Source organism: Streptomyces sp. NPDC001617, assembly GCF_053596855.1.
In genome coordinates this window covers 1-18,007 of record NZ_JBSFHA010000106.1, presented here as the reverse complement: position 1 = coordinate 18,007, position 18,007 = coordinate 1, and the positions used below count along the sequence as shown (strand labels likewise).

The 18,007-nt window shown below is 70.5% G+C and carries 18 protein-coding genes; 4 read left to right on the top strand and 14 right to left on the bottom strand.

Annotated features, from left to right (window positions below; genetic code table 11):
* Positions 1 to 193: 193 nt before the first annotated feature.
* Positions 194 to 682 (top strand): YajQ family cyclic di-GMP-binding protein, encoded by a 489-nt coding sequence (locus ACWC09_RS45840; protein WP_030174428.1) that lies wholly within the window; start codon positions 194 to 196, stop codon positions 680 to 682.
* 128 nt (positions 683 to 810) lie between these two features.
* On the opposite strand, the gene ACWC09_RS45835 is transcribed toward ACWC09_RS45840, so the two are convergent.
* Positions 811 to 1,077: a GlsB/YeaQ/YmgE family stress response membrane protein gene (locus ACWC09_RS45835; RefSeq protein WP_450857434.1), complete on the bottom strand. Its 267-nt coding sequence runs from the start codon at positions 1,075 to 1,077 to the stop codon at positions 811 to 813.
* Positions 1,078 to 1,290: 213 nt separating this feature from the next.
* Here ACWC09_RS45835 and ACWC09_RS45830 point away from each other — a divergent pair, with 213 nt between their 5' ends.
* Complete coding sequence (locus tag ACWC09_RS45830) at positions 1,291 to 2,559, top strand: APC family permease (protein ID WP_450857432.1); 1,269 nt, start codon at positions 1,291 to 1,293, stop codon at positions 2,557 to 2,559.
* A gap of 97 nt (positions 2,560 to 2,656) precedes the next feature.
* Here the strand turns inward: ACWC09_RS45830 and ACWC09_RS45825 are convergent, their stop codons facing one another.
* The 13 genes from ACWC09_RS45825 to ACWC09_RS45765 form a co-directional block, all read right to left on the bottom strand.
* On the bottom strand, positions 2,657 to 3,223 hold the full coding sequence (locus tag ACWC09_RS45825; RefSeq protein WP_450857430.1) for an SMI1/KNR4 family protein: 567 nt from the start codon (positions 3,221 to 3,223) through the stop codon (positions 2,657 to 2,659).
* 146 nt (positions 3,224 to 3,369) lie between these two features.
* Positions 3,370 to 3,762 (bottom strand): YccF domain-containing protein, encoded by a 393-nt coding sequence (locus ACWC09_RS45820; protein ID WP_450857428.1) that lies wholly within the window; start codon positions 3,760 to 3,762, stop codon positions 3,370 to 3,372.
* Entirely contained in the window at positions 3,759 to 4,622 is an 864-nt protein-coding gene (gene htpX / locus ACWC09_RS45815) for a zinc metalloprotease HtpX (RefSeq protein WP_450857426.1), read from the bottom strand. Before htpX ends, ACWC09_RS45820 begins: the two co-directional genes overlap by 4 nt.
* Before the next feature lie 196 nt (positions 4,623 to 4,818).
* Positions 4,819 to 6,339, bottom strand: a complete 1,521-nt coding sequence (locus ACWC09_RS45810) for an NADH-quinone oxidoreductase subunit N (protein WP_450857424.1) — start codon at positions 6,337 to 6,339, stop codon at positions 4,819 to 4,821.
* Complete coding sequence (locus tag ACWC09_RS45805) at positions 6,336 to 7,910, bottom strand: NADH-quinone oxidoreductase subunit M (RefSeq protein WP_450857423.1); 1,575 nt, start codon at positions 7,908 to 7,910, stop codon at positions 6,336 to 6,338. The genes ACWC09_RS45810 and ACWC09_RS45805 overlap by 4 nt, the downstream gene beginning before the upstream one ends.
* A 6-nt stretch (positions 7,911 to 7,916) precedes the next feature.
* Entirely contained in the window at positions 7,917 to 9,911 is a 1,995-nt protein-coding gene (locus tag ACWC09_RS45800) for an NADH-quinone oxidoreductase subunit 5 family protein (protein ID WP_450857422.1), read from the bottom strand.
* Positions 9,908 to 10,306 carry an NADH-quinone oxidoreductase subunit NuoK gene (gene nuoK / locus ACWC09_RS45795; protein WP_450857420.1) on the bottom strand — a complete coding sequence of 133 codons (399 nt, stop codon included), beginning with the start codon at positions 10,304 to 10,306 and terminating at the stop codon, positions 9,908 to 9,910. The genes ACWC09_RS45800 and nuoK overlap by 4 nt, the downstream gene beginning before the upstream one ends.
* On the bottom strand, positions 10,306 to 11,055 hold the full coding sequence (locus tag ACWC09_RS45790; RefSeq protein WP_450857418.1) for an NADH-quinone oxidoreductase subunit J family protein: 750 nt from the start codon (positions 11,053 to 11,055) through the stop codon (positions 10,306 to 10,308). The genes nuoK and ACWC09_RS45790 overlap by 1 nt, the downstream gene beginning before the upstream one ends.
* Positions 11,052 to 11,681, bottom strand: coding sequence for a NuoI/complex I 23 kDa subunit family protein (locus ACWC09_RS45785; RefSeq protein ID WP_450857416.1), 630 nt, complete (start codon positions 11,679 to 11,681; stop codon positions 11,052 to 11,054). The genes ACWC09_RS45790 and ACWC09_RS45785 overlap by 4 nt, the downstream gene beginning before the upstream one ends.
* A gap of 2 nt (positions 11,682 to 11,683) precedes the next feature.
* Positions 11,684 to 12,652, bottom strand: a complete 969-nt coding sequence (locus ACWC09_RS45780; protein WP_450857414.1) for a complex I subunit 1/NuoH family protein — start codon at positions 12,650 to 12,652, stop codon at positions 11,684 to 11,686.
* Positions 12,649 to 13,887, bottom strand: a complete 1,239-nt coding sequence (locus tag ACWC09_RS45775) for an NADH-quinone oxidoreductase subunit C (RefSeq protein ID WP_450857412.1) — start codon at positions 13,885 to 13,887, stop codon at positions 12,649 to 12,651. Before ACWC09_RS45775 ends, ACWC09_RS45780 begins: the two co-directional genes overlap by 4 nt.
* A complete protein-coding gene (locus ACWC09_RS45770; RefSeq protein ID WP_450857410.1) occupies positions 13,884 to 14,513 on the bottom strand; it encodes an NADH-quinone oxidoreductase subunit B in 630 nt (209 codons plus the stop codon). The genes ACWC09_RS45775 and ACWC09_RS45770 overlap by 4 nt, the downstream gene beginning before the upstream one ends.
* Positions 14,504 to 14,914, bottom strand: a complete 411-nt coding sequence (locus tag ACWC09_RS45765) for an NADH-quinone oxidoreductase subunit A (RefSeq protein ID WP_356355884.1) — start codon at positions 14,912 to 14,914, stop codon at positions 14,504 to 14,506. Before ACWC09_RS45765 ends, ACWC09_RS45770 begins: the two co-directional genes overlap by 10 nt.
* A gap of 265 nt (positions 14,915 to 15,179) precedes the next feature.
* On the opposite strand from ACWC09_RS45765, the gene ACWC09_RS45760 reads away from it, so the two are divergent.
* Together ACWC09_RS45760 and ACWC09_RS45755 are read left to right on the top strand one after the other, a co-directional pair.
* Positions 15,180 to 16,403, top strand: coding sequence for a sensor histidine kinase (locus tag ACWC09_RS45760; RefSeq protein WP_450857408.1), 1,224 nt, complete (start codon positions 15,180 to 15,182; stop codon positions 16,401 to 16,403).
* 122 nt (positions 16,404 to 16,525) lie between these two features.
* Positions 16,526 to 17,887 carry a sensor histidine kinase gene (locus ACWC09_RS45755; RefSeq protein WP_450857406.1) on the top strand — a complete coding sequence of 454 codons (1,362 nt, stop codon included), beginning with the start codon at positions 16,526 to 16,528 and terminating at the stop codon, positions 17,885 to 17,887.
* Positions 17,888 to 18,007 lie beyond the last annotated feature (120 nt).

The following is an 18,007-nucleotide window of genomic DNA, read 5'->3' as shown; positions in this document are numbered from 1 at the left end:
GTGCTCCCTGGCAACGACGTAAACAATACCCGATGCGGAGGGGTGCTTCGCCACCCGATTGATCTGCGCCCGAGGGACCGCGGGTGGCTAGGCTTGTCCGGATGCGGCCCGGGTTCCACGCCGGGCTCGGCGGCCACCCCCACGCCCGCCGATACGCACCCCACAAGCACCCCGATACAAGGAGCCACAGGACATGGCCGACTCCAGTTTCGACATCGTCTCGAAGGTCGAGCGGCAGGAGGTCGACAACGCCCTCAACCAGGCCGCCAAGGAGATCTCGCAGCGCTACGACTTCAAGGGCGTGGGTGCCTCGATCTCGTGGTCCGGCGAGAAGATCCTGATGGAGGCGAACTCCGAGGACCGCGTCAAGGCCGTCCTCGACGTCTTCCAGTCCAAGCTGATCAAGCGCGGTATCTCGCTGAAGGCGCTGGACGCGGGCGAGCCCCAGCTGTCCGGCAAGGAGTACAAGATCTTCGCGTCCATCGAGGAGGGCATCTCCCAGGAGAACGCGAAGAAGGTGGCGAAGATCATCCGCGATGAGGGTCCCAAGGGGGTGAAGGCTCAGGTGCAGGGCGACGAACTGCGCGTCAGCTCCAAGAGCCGCGACGACCTGCAAGCCGTGATCGCCCTGTTGAAGGGCAAGGACTTCGACTTCGCGCTCCAGTTCGTGAACTACCGGTAAGCCCGGGAGCACCCACTCACGGTCGTGGTGGCGGTACGAGGAAGGGTGGGCACCCGTCGGTGCCCACCCTTCTCTCCTGCTGGCTGCGGTCCAGGAGTGTGCGCGGTCGTACCAGGTCGCGCGCTCGGTCAGTTGCGCGAGTTGCCGAACAGGATGCGGTAGGCGATCAGCAGGACCAGCGAGCCGCCGATGGCCGCCGCCCAGGTCGCGCCGTCGTAGAAGTGCTTGGTGATCGGGTGGTCCAGGAAGCGCGCCGAGATCCAGCCGCCGATGAACGCGCCCGCGACGCCGATGAGTGTCGTGCCGATGAAGCCGCCCGGGTCGCGTCCTGGGAGCAGGAACTTGGCGATGGCCCCGGCCAGCAGCCCCAGGATGATCCAGCTGATGATCGTCATGCCGTGAACCTGCCCTCCCGCGCTGTGCTTGCACTGTCCGGATGGTGTGAGTTCGGTGCGGACAGGCTGTACGTCGCGCGACGTGCGTCTGTGGTGCGCGCCACGTGCCGCTCGGCTCTGAGACCGGCTCGCCGCGCGCTTGTTCATGCTCTGTTGATGAAGAGGACGTCATGGTGAGGCTCCTCGGTTGCAGCGGTCAGTAGGGTGCGGGCCATGCCACAGTCCCCCGGTTCCGCCTCCGAACTGCGACGCACACTCGGCGTCGGCGACGCCGTGGTCGTCGGGCTCGGCTCGATGATCGGGGCCGGGATCTTCGCCGCCCTGGGGCCCGCGGCGCGCGCGGCCGGCTCCGGACTGCTGCTCGGCCTCGCGGTCGCCGCCGTGGTCGCCTACTGCAACGCCACGTCGTCGGCCCGTCTGGCCGCGCTGTATCCGGCCTCCGGCGGCACGTACGTGTACGGGCGCGAACGGCTCGGGGCGTTCTGGGGTTATCTCGCGGGCTGGTCGTTCGTGGTCGGTAAGACGGCCTCCTGTGCGGCGATGGCGCTCACCGTGGGCGCGTACGTCTGGCCGGGGCAGGCGCATGCCGTGGCGGTCGCGGCCGTCGTGGCGCTGACCGCGGTGAACTACGGCGGCATCCAGAAGTCCGCCTGGCTGACCCGGGTGATCGTGGCGGTGGTGCTGGCTGTCCTCGCTTCCGTGGTGGTCGTGTGTCTGGGGTCGGGGGCGTCCGAGGCCGGGCGCCTGGACATCGGGGCCTCCGGGGGCGCGGGCGGCGTGCTGCAGGCGGGCGGTCTGCTGTTCTTCGCCTTCGCCGGGTACGCGCGCATCGCGACCCTCGGCGAGGAGGTACGCGATCCTGCGCGCACCATCCCCCGCGCGATCCCGCTGGCTCTGGGCATCGCGCTCGCCGTGTACGTGTGTGTGGCGGTGGCCGTCCTTTCCGTGCTGGGAGCCGGTGGTCTGGGGCGCGCCGGTGCTCCGCTGGCCGACGCGGTGCGGGCGGCCGGGGTGCCGGGGCTGGTGCCGGTGGTACGGGTCGGGGCGGCCGTGGCCGCGCTGGGCTCGCTGCTCGCGCTGATCCTGGGCGTCTCCCGGACGACGCTGGCCATGGCCCGCGACCGGCATCTGCCCAGCGCGCTGTCGGCCGTGCATCCACGTTTCCAGGTGCCGCACCATGCCGAACTGGCCGTGGGCGCAGCGGTCGCCGCCCTGGCCGCCACGGTGGACGTACGGGGCGCGATCGGGTTCTCCTCCTTCGGTGTGCTCGCGTACTACGCCGTGGCCAACGCCTCGGCCTGGACACTGAGTTCGGCTCCCGCGGCGCGGGTGCTGCCGGCAGTGGGGCTGGTCGGGTGCGTGGTGCTGGCGTTCTCGCTGCCGGGGATTTCGATGGTCGCGGGCGCGGGGGTGCTGGTGGTGGGGGTGGTGGCGTACGGGGTGCGGCAGTGGGTGACGGGGCGGCAGGCCACTGGGCAGTAGCGGGCGCGGTGCGCACAGGCGCGGTGTTCGTACGAGAAGGTCGGCGCCGGCATGGGGCGCGTCGCCGGTTGAAGCACCCTCTCGCTCGCCGACAGCGTCAGGACGCGCGCGCCTCTGCCGTACGTATGCCGAAGTCGTCCCAAGGGGCCAGGTCCATGCCCTCGTTGGTCTCCTCGTACCAGCCCGTGCCGTCGAGCCAGGTGTGCAGCCAGTCCGCCAGGCTCGGCGCGTCGACGTACCAGGCGTGAGCGGCCTCGCCGGCGTTCGGCTCGAAGAGCAGGACCGTCGCTTCCGGGGAATGGCTGTCCACGCACGCGTACATGGCGCAGCCCCAGTGCGATATCGGGAGGACGCCCTCGGGCCAGGGCCAGTCCGGGTCCCTGCGGCCGCTCTCGCGGTTGGCGAGGTACTGCACGACGGCGGCGGGCTCGCCGGCGGGCGGGCTGTCGAGCAGGGACAACAGACCGTACTCCGGGCCGAATCCGCCGTCCCCTATCCGCAGGTAGAGGTCGGCGAGCAGCGGCGGCAGGGCGAAGCCGAGGGTTGCCTCGGCGCGGGTCAGGGTGGCCGCGTCGACAGGCTCGGGGAGGGAAGTCCAACCCCACGGACGGGTGTTGCGCGCCTTGGCCGCGACCCGTGCCAGCAACTGCTCGTTCTCGGTCATGGATTCATGATGCAAGGCGCCACTGACAATCGGGCCGGCCTGTGGACAACCGCCGGGTTGTGGAAAACACGGTGGCCCGGACGGGGTGCGGGCGGAAGCCGCCGCGCCCTCCGACCGGGCCACATGTACTGCGGTGACGGGCGACGTCAGCGCGCCGCGAACGGCTCGTCCGTCCGTACGATCTCGCGGCCGAGCGGCAGCAGTGAGACCGGAATCAGTTTGAAGTTGGCGATGCCGAACGGGATTCCGATGATGGTGATGCACAGCGCAATGCCCGTGACGATGTGCGTGAGCGCCAGCCACCAGCCCGCGAGGACCAGCCACAGCACGTTGCCGATACAGGAGGGCGCGCCCGCGTCCCGGCGCTCGATCGTCGTGTACCCGAAGGGCCACAGGGCGTAGACGCCGATACGAAAGGCCGCGATGCCGAACGGGATTCCGATAATGGTGATGCAGAGCACGACGCCGGCGGCGAGGTATCCGAGGAACAGCCAGAAGCCGCTGAGGACGAGCCAAATGACGTTCAGGATGGTTTTCACTGGGGGCGACCTGCCATCTTCTCGAGCCGGGCAATGCGGTCTGCCATCGGCGGATGCGTCGAGAACATCTTGGAGAGTCCCTGACCTGGACGGAAGGGGTTCGCGATCATCATATGGCTCGCCGTCTCGATGCGCGGCTCGGGCGGCAGCGGCAGCTGCTTGGTGCCCGTCTCCAGCTTGCGCAGGGCGCTGGCGAGAGCGAGCGGGTCGCCGGTCAGCTGGGCGCCTGAGGAGTCGGCCTCGTACTCTCGCGAGCGACTGATGGCCAGTTGGATGAGGCTGGCCGCGAGCGGGCCGAGGATCATGATGAGCAGCATGCCGAGGATGCCGGGGCCGTCATCGTCGTCCGAGCGGCCGATCGGGATCAGCCAGGCGAAGTTGACCAGGAACATGATCACCGAGGCGAGGGCGCCGGCGACCGACGAGATGAGGATGTCGCGGTTGTAGACGTGACTGAGCTCGTGGCCGATGACGCCGCGCAGTTCGCGCTCGTCCAGGAGGCGCAGGATGCCTTCCGTGCAGCACACCGCGGCGTTGCGCGGGTTACGGCCGGTGGCGAAGGCGTTGGGCGCCTCCGTCGGCGAGATGTAGAGGCGGGGCATGGGCTGGCGGGCCTGGGTGGAGAGGTCGCGGACCATGCGGTAGAGGGCGGGGGCCTCGAACTCGCTGACCGGGCGGGCACGCATCGCGCGTAGCGCCAGTTTGTCGCTGTTCCAGTAGGCGTACGCGTTCGTGCCCAGTGCGATGAGAACCGCGACGACGAGCCCCATACGGCCGAAGAAACTGCCGATGACGATGATGAGGGCGGACAGTCCTCCGAGGAGTACTGCGGTCCTTAGCCCGTTGTGCCGGCGGTGCACGGTACGCCCTCCAAGTGGTGCAGCAGGGGAACCCTTTGCTTGCTGGATCTTGTTTGCTGTCTCCGGTGCCGCTGGTGCCGTGGTGTCACGTCCAGTGGACCTTCCCGTCCTGCTCAACGCCAGGCGAGGGTCACTAGTTCCCTTGTGCGTACGGCGGCATGCCTCGGCCGTCGGGGTGACGGCCGGGGGCGCTCGCTCAGAACAGGCCGGTGTCGGCGAACCGCAGGACCAGCTGAGGGGCTCCGGACAGCGCGACGCCGAGCACGCCGGTGACGGCGATCGCCGCCGTGAGGGGCGCGGGGAGGCGGTGCTTGACGGGCTCGCCCTCGGGGGCGCGGAACAGCAGGGCCGTCCACTGGAGGTAGTAGAAGAGCGCGATGACGACGTTTGCGGCCATGACGACGGCCAGCCAGCCGAGGCCGGCGTCGACGGCCGTCGAGAACACGGTGACCTTGGCGAACAGGCCGATGATGCCCGGCGGCAGTCCGGCCAGGCAGAGCAGGAAGAAGGCCAGGAGGAGAGCGGCGAGGGGGTTCTTCGCGTACAGGCCGCGGTAGTCCGTGATGCGGTTGGTGGCGTTCGTGCGGCCCACGAGCGCGGCCACCGCGAAGGCGCCCAGGTTCACGGCGGCGTACATGAGGGCGTACGCGACCGTGGAGCCGATGGAGCGCTCGGCGTCGTCGGAGTAGGCGGCCGCGGCGATCGGTACGAGGAGGTAGCCGGCCTGGCCCACCGAGGACCATGCGAGGAGGCGTACCGCGCTGTACGCGCGCGTGGCCTGCTGGCGCAGGGCGCCGACGTTGCCGACGGTCATGGTGAGCGCGGCCAGCGCCGCCAGCGCGGGGCCCCAGACATCGGCGTACGACGGGAACGCGACGACGGTGACGAGGATCAGGCCTGAGAAGCCGACGGCCTTGCCGACGACCGACAGGTAGGCGGCGATCGGGAGCGGCGCGCCTACGTAGGTGTCGGGCACCCAGAAGTGGAAGGGCACGGCGGCCGTCTTGAAGGCGAAGCCGACGAGGGTGAGGACGACGCCGGTCTGGGCGAGGGTGTGGAGCTGGCCGTCGACGTGCTGGATGCGTTCGGCGACCTGGGTGAGGTACAGGGTGCCGGTGCAGGCGTACACGAAGCTGATGCCCATGAGGCTGACGGCGGTCGCGGTGACCGACGACAGGAAGAATTTCAGGGCCGCTTCGGAGGACTTCTTGTCGCCGTGCCGGATGCCGACGAGGGCGAAGGCGGGCAGGGAGGCGACTTCCAGGGCGACGATCAGGGTCGCGAGGTCGCGAGAGGCGGGCAGAAGGGCGGCGCCGGCCGCGGAGGAGAGCAGGAGGAACCAGTACTCCCCTTCGGGGAGTTGTTTGTCGGCGTCCTTGAGGGCGGTCACCGACAGGAGGGCGGCGAGGAGTGCGCCGCCGAGGACCAGGAACTGGATGACCAGGGTGAAGCGGTCCGCGGTGTAGCTGCACGCGTGCGTGCCGTTCACGCAGAAGGTGCTGCGGTCGTCGTCCACGAGGGGCAGCAGGAGGAGCGCGGAGGCGGCGAGTCCTGCCACTGAGACCCAGCCGAGGAGCGCCTTCTTGGCCTCACCGACGAACAGGTCGGCGACGAGGACGACGAGTCCGACGACCGCCGCGAGGGTGGGGGGCGCGATGGCGAGCCAGTCGACGGACTGGACGAGGTTCTCGGCCAGCGGCTGGGCCGGGGAGCTCATCGGGTGCCTCCTGCGAGGAGCTGCTGCACGGCCGGGTCGGTCAGGCCGAGGAGGGCCTTGGGCCACAGCCCGGCGAGGACGGTGAGGGCGACGAGCGGGGTCCAGGCCACGAACTCGTACGTGTGGACGTCGGCGAGTTGCGGCGCTTCCTGCGGTACGGCGCCCATGCACACGCGGCGGACCACGACGAGCATGTACGCGGCCGTGAGGAGGGTGCCGAAGGCGGCGATCGCCATGAAGGTGAGGAACGCCGGACGGCTGAGGTCGGCGGCGGGCTTGAACGCGCCGAACAGGGCCAGCATCTCGCCCCAGAATCCGGCGAGGCCCGGGAGGCCGAGCGAGGCGACCGCGCCGAAGGCGAGCAGGCCGCCGAGGCGCGGGGCCTTGCCGTAGAGGGCGGCTCCGGTCTCCTCGGCGAGGGTGTCGAGGTCGGTGGTGCCCGTGCGGTCCTTCAGCGCACCGACCAGGAAGAAGAGGAGGCCGGTGATGAGGCCGTGGGCGATGTTGGCGAACAGGGCGCCGTTGACGCCGGTCGGGGTCATGGTCGCGATGCCGAGCAGGACGAAGCCCATGTGGCCGACGGAGGAGTAGGCGATGAGGCGCTTGAGGTCGCCCTTCGCGCCCTGCTTGGCCAGGGCCAGGCAGGCCAGGGATCCGTAGATGATCCCGACGACGGCGAAGGCGGCGAGGTACGGCGCGAAGGTACGGAAGCCGTCCGGCGCGACAGGGAGGAGGATCCGGATGAACCCGTACGTACCCATCTTCAGCAGGACGCCTGCCAGCAGGACCGAACCGACGGTCGGCGCGGCGGTGTGGGCGTCGGGCAGCCAGCTGTGCAGCGGCCACATCGGCGTCTTGACCGCGAGCCCGATCCCGATCGCAAGAACGGCGATGACCTGCACGGATGCGGTCAGCGACCGGCCGTTGTCAGTGGCGAGTGCCACCATGTCGAAGGTGCCGGCCTTGATCCCGATCAGGAGCAGGCCGAGCAGCATGACGACCGAACCGAGCAGCGTGTAGAGGATGAATCGCCAGGCGGCCTGGGTCCTGCCCTCGCCGCCCCAGCGGGCGATGAGGAAGTACATCGGGATGAGGACCATCTCGAACGCGAGGAAGAACAGCAGCAGATCGAGGACGGCGAAGCTCGCGAGCGTGCCGGATTCGAGGACCAGCAGCAGTGCGACGAAGGCCTTCGGGGTCGGGCCCGCAGGCATCTTGAAGTACGAGTAGAGCGCGCAGAGGAAGGTCAGCAGCGCGGTCAGGACCAGAAGGGGGAGGGAGATGCCGTCGATGCCGAGGTGGATGCGCACGTCGAGCGCGGGGATCCAGCTGATGTCGGTCGTGGCCTGCATCTTCGACGGGTGGTCGTGGTCGAAGCCGAGTGTGAGGACGATCGCGGCGATGAGGACCGCGCCGGTCACGGTCACGCCGTGGCGGAGCACGGCCTGTTCGGGCGACTTCCCCTTCAGACCGGGCGGGGCGGGCAGGAGAGCGGCGACCGCGCCGAGGAGCGGTGCGACGACGACGAACGCCAGAAGGAACTGCATCACGGACTCGCTGATATCGATCACGCCTGCTCACGCTCCCGTGGCGACGAGGAGGGCGGCGACCGCCAGGACGACGGTGCCGGCGAGCAGCGCGCTCACATAGGTCTGCACATTGCCGGTCTGGGCGCGCCGTACGGCGGCCCCGAGCAGGCGGGGTAGGGCGCCCGCACCGCGTACGTAGGTCTCGACGACCTCGCGGTCCAGGAACCGGACGAGACTCGCCCCGGCCTGGACCGGGCGGACGAACAGGGCCGCGTACACGGCGTCGAGGTGGAAGCCGACGGCCGCGTGCCGGTGCAGCGGGCCGAGCAGCAGTCGTCCGGGGTCGGCGGGGTCGGGCGCGTAGGCCACTCCCCCGTACACGGGCGCATGGCTGGCGATGGCCTCGGCCTCGACCTGGGCGGCATCGCCCTCCGGGTGGGCCGCGACCGCACCCAGCGGGGCGCGGGCCGCGAGCGTGGTGGTGTGGCGCCAGGCGGCATAGGTGACGAGGGCGCCGACCAGGGCGGCGCCCGTACCGACCACGGATGTCGTGAGCGTCGGGGTGAGGTCACGGCCGTCGAACCAGTCGGGCAGCACGCGGAAGGCGAACCCGCCGAGGGCGAGGGACGGGACGGCGAGCACCCACAGGACGACGGTCATGGTGAGCGGCTGGCGGCCGTGGTCGGGGGCTTCGGCGCCCCGGCCGTGGAAGGCCAGCAGCCACAGGCGCATCGCGTACCCGGCGGTGAGTACGGCGGTGAGCAGGCCGGCGACGAGAGTGATCCAGCCGGCGGCGCCGGGGGCGTGCTCGGTGTGGCCGGTGACGACGTGTTCGGCGGCGCCGAGGACGGACTCCTTGGAGAAGAAGCCGCTGAAGGGCGGGATCGCGGCGAGCGCGAGGAGCGCCACGGTCATCGTCCAGTAGGCGTCGGGGACGCGGTCGCGCAGGTGGCCCATGCGGGACATGGCGGCCAGCGAGTTGGTGCCGGCGGCGTGGATGATCACGCCGGCCGCGAGGAACAGCAGGGCCTTGAAGGCGCCGTGCGTGAGGAGGTGGAAGACGGCGGCACCACGGTCGCCGACGGCGAGGGCGCCGGTCATGTAGCCGAGCTGGCCGATGGTCGAGTAGGCGAGGACGCGCTTGATGTCGTCCTGGGCGAGCGCGGCGAGGCCCGAGCCGAGCATCGTGACGGCGGCCATGACGGCGAGGACCACCATCGCGGCCTGCGAGGACTCGAACACCGGGAGGAGACGGGCGATGAAGTAGACACCGGCGGCGACCATCGTCGCGGCGTGGATCAGCGCGGAGACGGGTGTCGGACCTGCCATCGCGTCGGGGAGCCAGGTGTGCAGCGGGAACTGCGCCGACTTGCCCGCCGCACCGGCCAGGAGCAGCAGCGCGATGAGCGTGGGGTGGTCGAGTCCGCCGTTCGCGACGGCGCCGAGGATCTTCGTGATGCGGAAGGAGCCGGCGTCGGTGGCGAGGGCGAACAGACCGATCAGGAAGGGGACGTCACCGAGCTTGGTCACCAGGAAGGCCTTGATGGAGGCGGCGCGAGCCTCCGGGGTCTCCCAGTAGTGGCCGACCAGGAAGTACGAGCAGATGCCCATGATCTCCCAGCCGACCAGCAGCACGATCAGGTCGCCGGAGTAGACGACGAGCAGCATCGCGGAGGTGAAGAGGGAGACGAGCGCGGCGTACGAGGGGTAGCGCGGGTCGTCGCGCAGGTAGCCGGTCGAGTAGATCTGCACGCAGGAGGCGACGACGCCGACCAGGACGGCGACGAGGGCGGCGAAGCCGTCGATGTGGAGGGCGAGTTCGATGGGGACCGAGCCGGTGGGGGTCAGTTCGGTGTGGGCGTTGATGGCCTGGTCGCCGCCTTGGCGTACGGCGACGACCGCGGCCAGGACCAGGGCCGTCAGGGTCGGCAGGACGGCGAGCGGGCGGACGAAGCCGGGTGCCGTGCGGCCGAGCAGCAGGCCGACGGCCGCTCCCAGGAAGGGCAGGAGCGGGACGAGGACGGCGAGGGTGGTCGTGGTCACGCGGTGGCCTCAGCCTTCCCGGCCCCGTCGGCCGGCCCGGCCGTGAGGGCGTCGCTGTCGGGGCCGTCCGACTCGTGGCCCTCCGCGGTGTCGCGGAGCTTGTCGATGTCCGAGGTGCCGCGGTTGCGGTAGACGGCCAGGACGATCGCCAGGCCGATGCCGATCTCGGCGGCGGCGATGGCGATGGTGAACAGGGTCAGGGCCTGGCCGGAGTGCAGGGTGTCCCGGGCGGCCTTGCTGAGCCAGACGTCGAAGGCGACCAGGTTCAGGTTGACGGCGTTGAGCATCAGCTCGACCGACATCAGGACGAGGATCGCGTTGCGGCGGGCGAGGACTCCGTACAGGCCCGTGCAGAAGAGGAGGGCGGCCAGGACGGCGGGATAGGCGAGGTGCATCAGCGGGCGCCTTCCTGCTGGGCCGGGCTGGTTCCCTCGACCGGGCTATTTCCCTCGATCGGGTGATTACGGGAATCCGGGACGGATGGGGAACCACCGGTCGTGGCCCGGGAGTTCACAGGGGGAGAGCTCAACTCCGCCTTCGCCTTGCGGGACAGGACGATCGCGCCGACCAGTGCCGCCAGGAGGAGGACGGAGAGGGCCTCGAAGGGAAGGACCCAGTTCTGGAAGAGGCTCGCTCCGGTGACGGCGGTGGATCCGGCGGCCGGCCCGTCCAGATCGATCCAGGTGGCGCGGAAGGCGTCGACGACGACCCAGACCAGGGCGGTGGCTGCGGCGACGGCGACCGTGAGGGCGGCCCAGCGGTTGCCGGAGTCGGCGTCCGGGGAGCGGCCGATGGGAGCTTTGGTGAGCATCAGACCGAACAGAAGGAGGACGACGACGGAACCGACGTAGATGAGCACCTGCACCCAGGCGATGAACTCGGCGGTGAGCAGGAGGTACTCGACGGCGAGGCCGCCGAGGGTGACCACCAGCCACAGGGCGGCGTGCACCAGCTGCCGGGTGGTGACGGTGACCAGCGCGGCGCCGAAGGTGGCCAGACCGACGAGGAGGAAGGCGATCTCGACGCCGGTCGGGGAGAGGAAGCCGTGGGTCTGGGCGGCGGCGGTGGTCGCCGTGGCGTGAGCGGTTGTCGTGTGGGCCCACGTGGCATGGGTCGCTGTCGCGGCGGCTGCGGCGAGGGTCACGACGTGCCTCCCTCGAGTGCGGTCGGCCCGGACTGCGGGTCGGTCGGCCCCGCCGGAGGCTTGGTCGGATCGGCCTGCGCGGGCGGCTCGGCCTGCGCGGCCTGCGCGGTCGCCAGCTTCTCGGCGGTCTTGCGGGCGGCGGCGATCTCCTTGGGTTCCTCCGCGCCGGGGTCGAGGGCGGGCGGGGCAGGAACCGTCCACATCCACTCGCGGAGCTTGTCCCGCTCGTGGGTGAGTTCGTGGATGTCGGTCTCGGCGTACTCGAACTCCGGGGACCAGAACAGGGCGTCGAAAGGACAGACCTCGATGCAGATACCGCAGTACATGCACAGGGCGAAGTCGATGGCGAAGCGGTCGAGGACGTTGCGGCTGCGCTCGCGGCCGCCGGGCGTCGCCGCCGGGATCGTCTCCTTGTGGGAGTCGATGTAGATGCACCAGTCCGGGCACTCCCGGGCGCACAGCATGCAGACCGTGCAGTTCTCCTCGAACAGGCCGATGACACCGCGGGTGCGGGGCGGTAGGTCGGGCTGGACGTCCGGGTACTGCTCGGTGACCGACTTCTTCGTCATCGTGCGGAGGGTGACGGCCAGGCCTTTGGCGAGGCCGGAGCCGGGGATGGGGGCCATGGTTACTGGATCACCACCTTGACGATGCCGGTGAGGGCGATCTGGGCGAGGGAGAGAGGGACGAGGAGGGTCCAGGAGAGTTTCTGGAGCTGGTCCTCGCGCAAGCGGGGGTACGTGACGCGGAGCCAGATGACGACGAAGGCGAGGACGGCCGTCTTCAGCAGGGTCCAGACCCAGCCGAGGCCGTCGGCGCCCCAGGGGCCGTGCCAGCCGCCCAGGAACAGGACGGTGGTCAGGCCGCACAGGACGATGATTCCGGCGTACTCGGCGAGGAGGAACAGGGCGAAGCGCAGGCCGGTGTACTCGGTGTACGCGCCGAAGATGATCTCCGAGTCGGCGACGGGCATGTCGAAGGGGGGCCGCTGGAGTTCGGCCAGACCCGCGACGAAGAAGACGATCGCGCCGACGATCTGCCAGGGCAGCCACCACCACTCGAAGGCGTCGAGGATGCCGGGGAGGGAGACGGTGCCGGCGGCCATCGCGACGGAGGCGGCGGCCAGGAGCATCGGGAGTTCGTAGGCGAGGAGCTGGGCGGCGGTGCGGAGGCCGCCGAGGAGGGAGAACTTGTTGGCGGAGGCCCAGCCGGCCATGAGGGAGCCGAGGACGCCGACGCCCATCACCGCGAGCACGAAGAAGATGCCCGCGTCCAGTACCTGGCCGACGGCGCCCTCGTCGGGGCCGATGGGGATGGCGACGAGGACCAGGAGATACGGGAGGAGGGCGACGGCGGGGGCGAGCTGGAAGATACGGCGGTCCGCGCCGGCGGGTACGACATCTTCCTTCTGGGCGAACTTCACGCCGTCGGCGACGAGTTGGGCCCAGCCGTGGAAGCCGCCGGCGTACATCGGGCCGAGGCGGCCCTGCATATGGGCCATGACCTTGTGCTCGGTCTGGCCCACGATCAGGGGGAAGGTGAGGAAGACGACGAAGACGATCAGGAGTCGCAGGGCGACGTCGAGAGCGTCGGTCACTGCGGGCCTCCTGCGGGGTCCTCGGGGGGCTGGGGGGAGTCGGTCTCAGGGTCGGAAGTGGGGGGCTGCTGCGTCGGAGATGCCTGCTCGGGGCCGGTTCCGGGCGCCGACTGCGAGCTGCCTTGCGGGCTCGGCTCACCCTCCGGCCGAAGGTCACCCTCCGACCGCGGCTTGTCGGGGGAATCCGGCTCGCTTGGCGAATCCGGCTCGCCCTTCGAAGTCGGCTCGCCCTCCGAACCATCGTGGCCGCGCTCGGAATCCGGCTTGGCATCCGATTCCTCGAAGGCAGGCCGGGCGTGATGCCACGGCGCGTCCGGGCTGCCGGGTGTCCGGGGGACCGCCTGCTGGCTCGCCGAGCCCTGGGCGGCCGTTCGGGCGCGGCGCAGCCGTGCCGGTGCCTCTGCTTCCGGTGGTGTCTCCGCTTGCGCGGGAGCCGACGTCTGGCTCACCGACCCCTCCGCCGCCGAACGCGCACGCCGCGGCCTCGCACCCGGAGGTGCGTCGGGCGCCGCAGGTGTCCCGGGCGTCGCAGCCTCCGTCTGGCTCGCCGAGCCCTCTGCCGCTGTACGGGCGCGTCGTACCGGACGTTCCCCGGCCGCGCGTGCAGGGCGGTCCCCCGCCGCCCGGCCCGTCGCTCGGGCAGGGCGGGTCGGGGCCGGAGGGAGTTGGCCCTTCAAGGGGCCCCATTCGTTGGGGTCGGGGACTCCTGGGGGGAGCATTTGGCGGCGTTTGGGGCCGCCGTGGTCGGACTCGCCCGGTTCCTTGGCCCCGGGCCAGGACTTGGCGACGCGAGCCGCCAGGACGAAGTCCTTGCGGAGGGGGTGGCCCTCGAAGGTCTCCGGGAGGAGGAGGTGGTCCAGGGACGGGTGGCCTTCGAAGTGGACGCCGAACATTTCGTGGGTCTCGCGTTCGTGCCAGGCCGCGCCCGCGTAGACGCCGACCGCGGTCGGCAGGGTCGGTGCCTCGTGCGGGACCGTGGTGCGGAGCAACAGACGCCTGACCGGGGCCAGGGCGACGACGTGGGCCGAGACGCGGAAGCCCGTGCCCGGTTCGTCGACCGCGCTCAGCCAGTCGAAGTAGGTGCAGCTCAGGCGGTCACGAGCCGTCTTGAGCGCGGTGAGCCAGGAGGTCGGGGGCACGTCGACCGTCAGGACCTCGTACGACTCCTCGGCCGTGGCCTCCGTACCGAACAACTCGTCGGCGGGGGCCGGGAGCCAGCCGATCGTGCCGCTCATCGGTCCTCCTCCGGAGCGGAACCGGCCGAACCGGGCACCGGTGGCTTCACCAAGCCGCTCTGCAGAGCCGTGGCCGAGGGACGGGCGGCACCGTTTCCGTACCGCTCCCCCAGCGACTCCTGGGCGATCTTCTCCTGGAGCTTGAGGATTCCCTGGAGCAGGGCCTCGGGGCGCGGCGGGCACCCGGGGACGTACACGTCGACCGGGATGATCTGGTCCACGCCCTTCGTCACCGAATACGAGTCCCAGTACGGGCCGCCGCAGTTGCTGCACGCGCCGAACGAGATGACGTATTTCGGCTCGGGCATCTGTTCGTAGAGGCGCTTCACGGCCGGGGCCATCTTGTCCGTGACCGTGCCGGAGACGACCATCAGGTCGGCCTGGCGTGGGCCCGGGGCGAAGGGGATCACGCCCAGGCGGATGAAGTCGTGGCGGGCCATCGACGCGGCGATGAACTCGATCGCGCAGCAGGCGAGCCCGAAGTTGAAGACCCACAACGAATACCGGCGGCCCCAGTTCAGGACCACCTTCATCGGCTCGGGGGCCAGGCGGGACAGCGCGCCCAGCCTCTTCGGCTCCGGCAGCAGAACAGGCTCCGGCGCATTCACTTCTGGCGTCACGTCCATGCCAGGACGCCCTTCTTGTATGCGTACAGCAGGCCCACGGCCAGGAAGCCGAGGAAGACGAACATCTCGACGAGGGTCGTGGCGCCGTAGCCGGGGGCGGCGAAGACGGTCGCCCAGGGGAACAGGAAGATCGAGTCGACGGCGAAGACGACGTAGAGGAAGGCGTAGACGTAGTAGCGGACCTGGGTGTGGGCCCAGCCCTCGCCGACGGGGTCGACTCCGCACTCGTACGTCAGGAGTTTCTCGGGGGTCGGGACCACCGGGCGCAGCAGGCGGCCCGCGCCGAAGGCCACGGCCACGAACAGCACGCCGACGACGGCCAGCAGCCCGACGACCGAGTACGACTGGAAGTAGTCCGCCGCGACGACCACGGCCGGATCGACGACGGTCGGTTCCCGCACGCCCGTACCCCTCACTCCCTGCGACCCTGATGAACGCCCTGCGCCCTGCGTCCCTGCGACCCTGATGAACGCTGTGGTTCGACGATCTGTACGCAACGGGAGTCTAGGCCCTGATAAAGGGACGGTAAGCAGCCCGTCACGCCTTGAGATCCGCTCGAGACGTGGTTCGAGACGCAGTTCAGGACGTGGGGGTGGGGTTTTCCCCAGCAGACGGCGGCGGCCGGCCTCATGGCGCCCGCGCCCGGCGCGCGGCACGCTAGCCCATATGACCGAACGCACCGAGCGCAACGAACGACTCTGGCGCCCGACCGGGGTGCCGGTGGGAGACGACGACAGCCCGCCACCCGCCCGTTTCGCCTACGACCGGCACACCTGGAAGGAGATCGCGCATCTCCTGGTGAACCTTCCGGTGGGGCTGCTCGGGTTCGTCTATGTCGTGACGGTGCTGTTCACCGGCTTCTGGCTGGCCGTCACGGTGATCGGCTTCCCGCTGCTGGCGGCCGGGCTCGCCGGTTCGCGGCTGCTGGGCCGGATGGAGCGGGCGCGGGCCCGGAAGCTGCTCGGGGTGCGGATCGACGAGCCGAGCCCGCTGCCCAGACACAGCACCGGTTACCTGCAACGGCTGTGGATGACGCTGAAGGACCCGGTGGCCTGGCGGACGGTCCTGTACGACTTCATCCGGCTGCCCTGGGGCATCCTCACCTTCGTCGTGACGCTGACCTCGCTGTTCGTGCTGTGGCCGGTGCTGCCGTTCATCGCACGAGGGCTCGCCAACGCGGACCGGGCGATGGTGCGGGGCCTGCTGTCGCCCTCGGACGAGCTGGAGCGCCGTATCGCCGAACTGGAGTCCGACCGGGGGGTGGTGGTCGACACCGCCAACGCGGATCTACGGCGGATCGAGCGCGACCTGCACGACGGGGCGCAGGCCCGTCTGGTGAACCTCGCGATGGGGCTGGGTCTGGCCAAGGAGAAACTGCTCGAGGACCCCGATGCGGCGGCGGAGATGGTCGCCGAGGCGCACGGCGAGGTGAAGCTGGCGCTCCAGGAGCTGCGGGATCTGGCGCGTGGCATCCATCCCGCCGTACTGACGGACCGGGGGCTGGACGCGGCGCTGTCGGCCGTCGCCTCCCGCTGCACCGTGCCCGTGAAGGTGACCGTCGACCTCGGTTCCCGGCCCGCCGCGGCCATCGAGGGCATCGCCTACTTCACCGTCTCCGAGCTGCTGCAGAACATCAGCAAGCACAGCGGGGCGAGAAACGCGTCCGTGGAGGTGTGGCGGGCGGAGAGCCGGCTGCTCATCCAGGTCGAGGACGACGGCCGCGGCGGGGCGCGGCTGGACGGCGGCACCGGTATGCAGGGGCTCGCCGACCGGCTGGACGCGGTCGACGGCCTCTTCGTCATCGACTCGCCGCAGGGCGGGCCGACGACCGTGACGGCCGAACTGCCGTGGCGGGACCGGCCCGTGGGCGAAGGACAGGCCGCGGGGTAGGGAAAACCCCCCTGCCAAGACGCCGACGGACTCCATGGTTCGCGGAGCTGCGGCCAAGGAGTGTGGAGGTACGGCAGGACAGCCGTCGAAGAGGGCGGGACGAGTAGAAACGGACGACGCCGATGGCCACGGAGTACGGAGAGGGCTACGGGACCGGGTTCGGGTACCCCGAGCACGGGGGTGAGCGGCGGCACCGGCTGCCGGCGGGGCTGCGGGCGCCGTTCGAGGCGCGCAGTTGGCGGGAGTTCGCCTATGTGCTGCTGAGCCTGCCGATCGGCGTCACGCTGTTCGTCTACGCCGTCACCATGCTGGCGCTCGGCGCGGGGCTCCTGGTCACCTTCCTGGGGATTCCGGTGCTCGCGCTGGGGCTGGCCGGGTGCCGGGGGGTCGGCGCGTTGGAGCGGGCGCGGGCGCGGGGGCTGCTGGGTCTCGAGGTCGCCGACCCGGAGCCGCTGCGGATGCGCAAGCCCGGGCTGATGGCCTGGATGGGGGCCGTGCTGAAGAGCGGCACGTCGTGGCGGACCCTGCTGTACGCGCTGCTGCAGTTCCCCTGGTCGGTGTTCTCGTTCGTGGTCGCCGTGAACTTCTGGGCGTACGGATGGGCGTTGCTGACGTATCCGCTGTGGTTCTGGCTCTTCCCGTTGTACGGCGGCCAGGGCGGGCTTCAGCTCTACGGCGACGCACAGCACAGCATCTATCTCGACAACCCGTTCGAGATCACCGTCGCGGCGTTGGTGGGGCTGTTGTTCACGCTGGCCACGCCGTGGATCGTGCGAGCGCTGACGATGGTGGACCGGGTGATGGTGCATGGGCTGCTCGGGCCGTCGCGGTTGTCGGCGCGGGTGGTGGAGCTGGAGTCCGACCGGGGGGTCGTGGTCGATACGGCGGCTGCGGATCTGCGGCGGATCGAGCGGGATCTGCATGACGGCGCGCAGGCTCGGCTGGTGGCGCTCGCGATGGATCTGGGGCTGGCGAAGGAGAAGCTGACGGAGGATCCGCAGGCGGCGGCGCGAATGGTGGACGAGGCGCACGGTGAGGTGAAGACGGCGCTGCAGGAGCTGCGGGATCTGGCGCGGGGGATTCATCCGGCGGTGCTGACGGATCGGGGGCTGGATGCGGCGCTGTCTGCCGTCGCCTCGCGGTGCACTGTGCCGGTGCAGGTGGAGGTGGATCTGGCGGAGCGGCCGGCGCCGGCCATCGAAGGGATCGTCTACTTCACGGTGTCGGAGCTTTTGCAGAACATCAGTAAGCATGCGCGGGGGACGTGGGCCGCGGTGGATGTGTGGCGGGTGGACGATCGGCTGATGGTGCAGGTTGCGGACAACGGGGTGGGGGGTGCGGATGCCTCCGGCGGGTCGGGGCTGGGGGGGCTTGCGGAGCGGTTGGACGCGGTGGATGGGATCTTGGTCGTGGACTCGCCGGTGGGGGGGCCTACGCGGGTGACTGCGGAGTTGCCCTGGCGGGGGGAGCGGGCGCTGGGGTGAACGCCGGGTTGTCTCGCCCCCGCCGCCCTTACCCGTCCCCTCCCCAGGGGCTGCCGCCCCTTCGACCCCGGTCCTGGGGGCTGCCGCCCCCAGACCCCCGCTTCGGCCTGAACGGCCTCG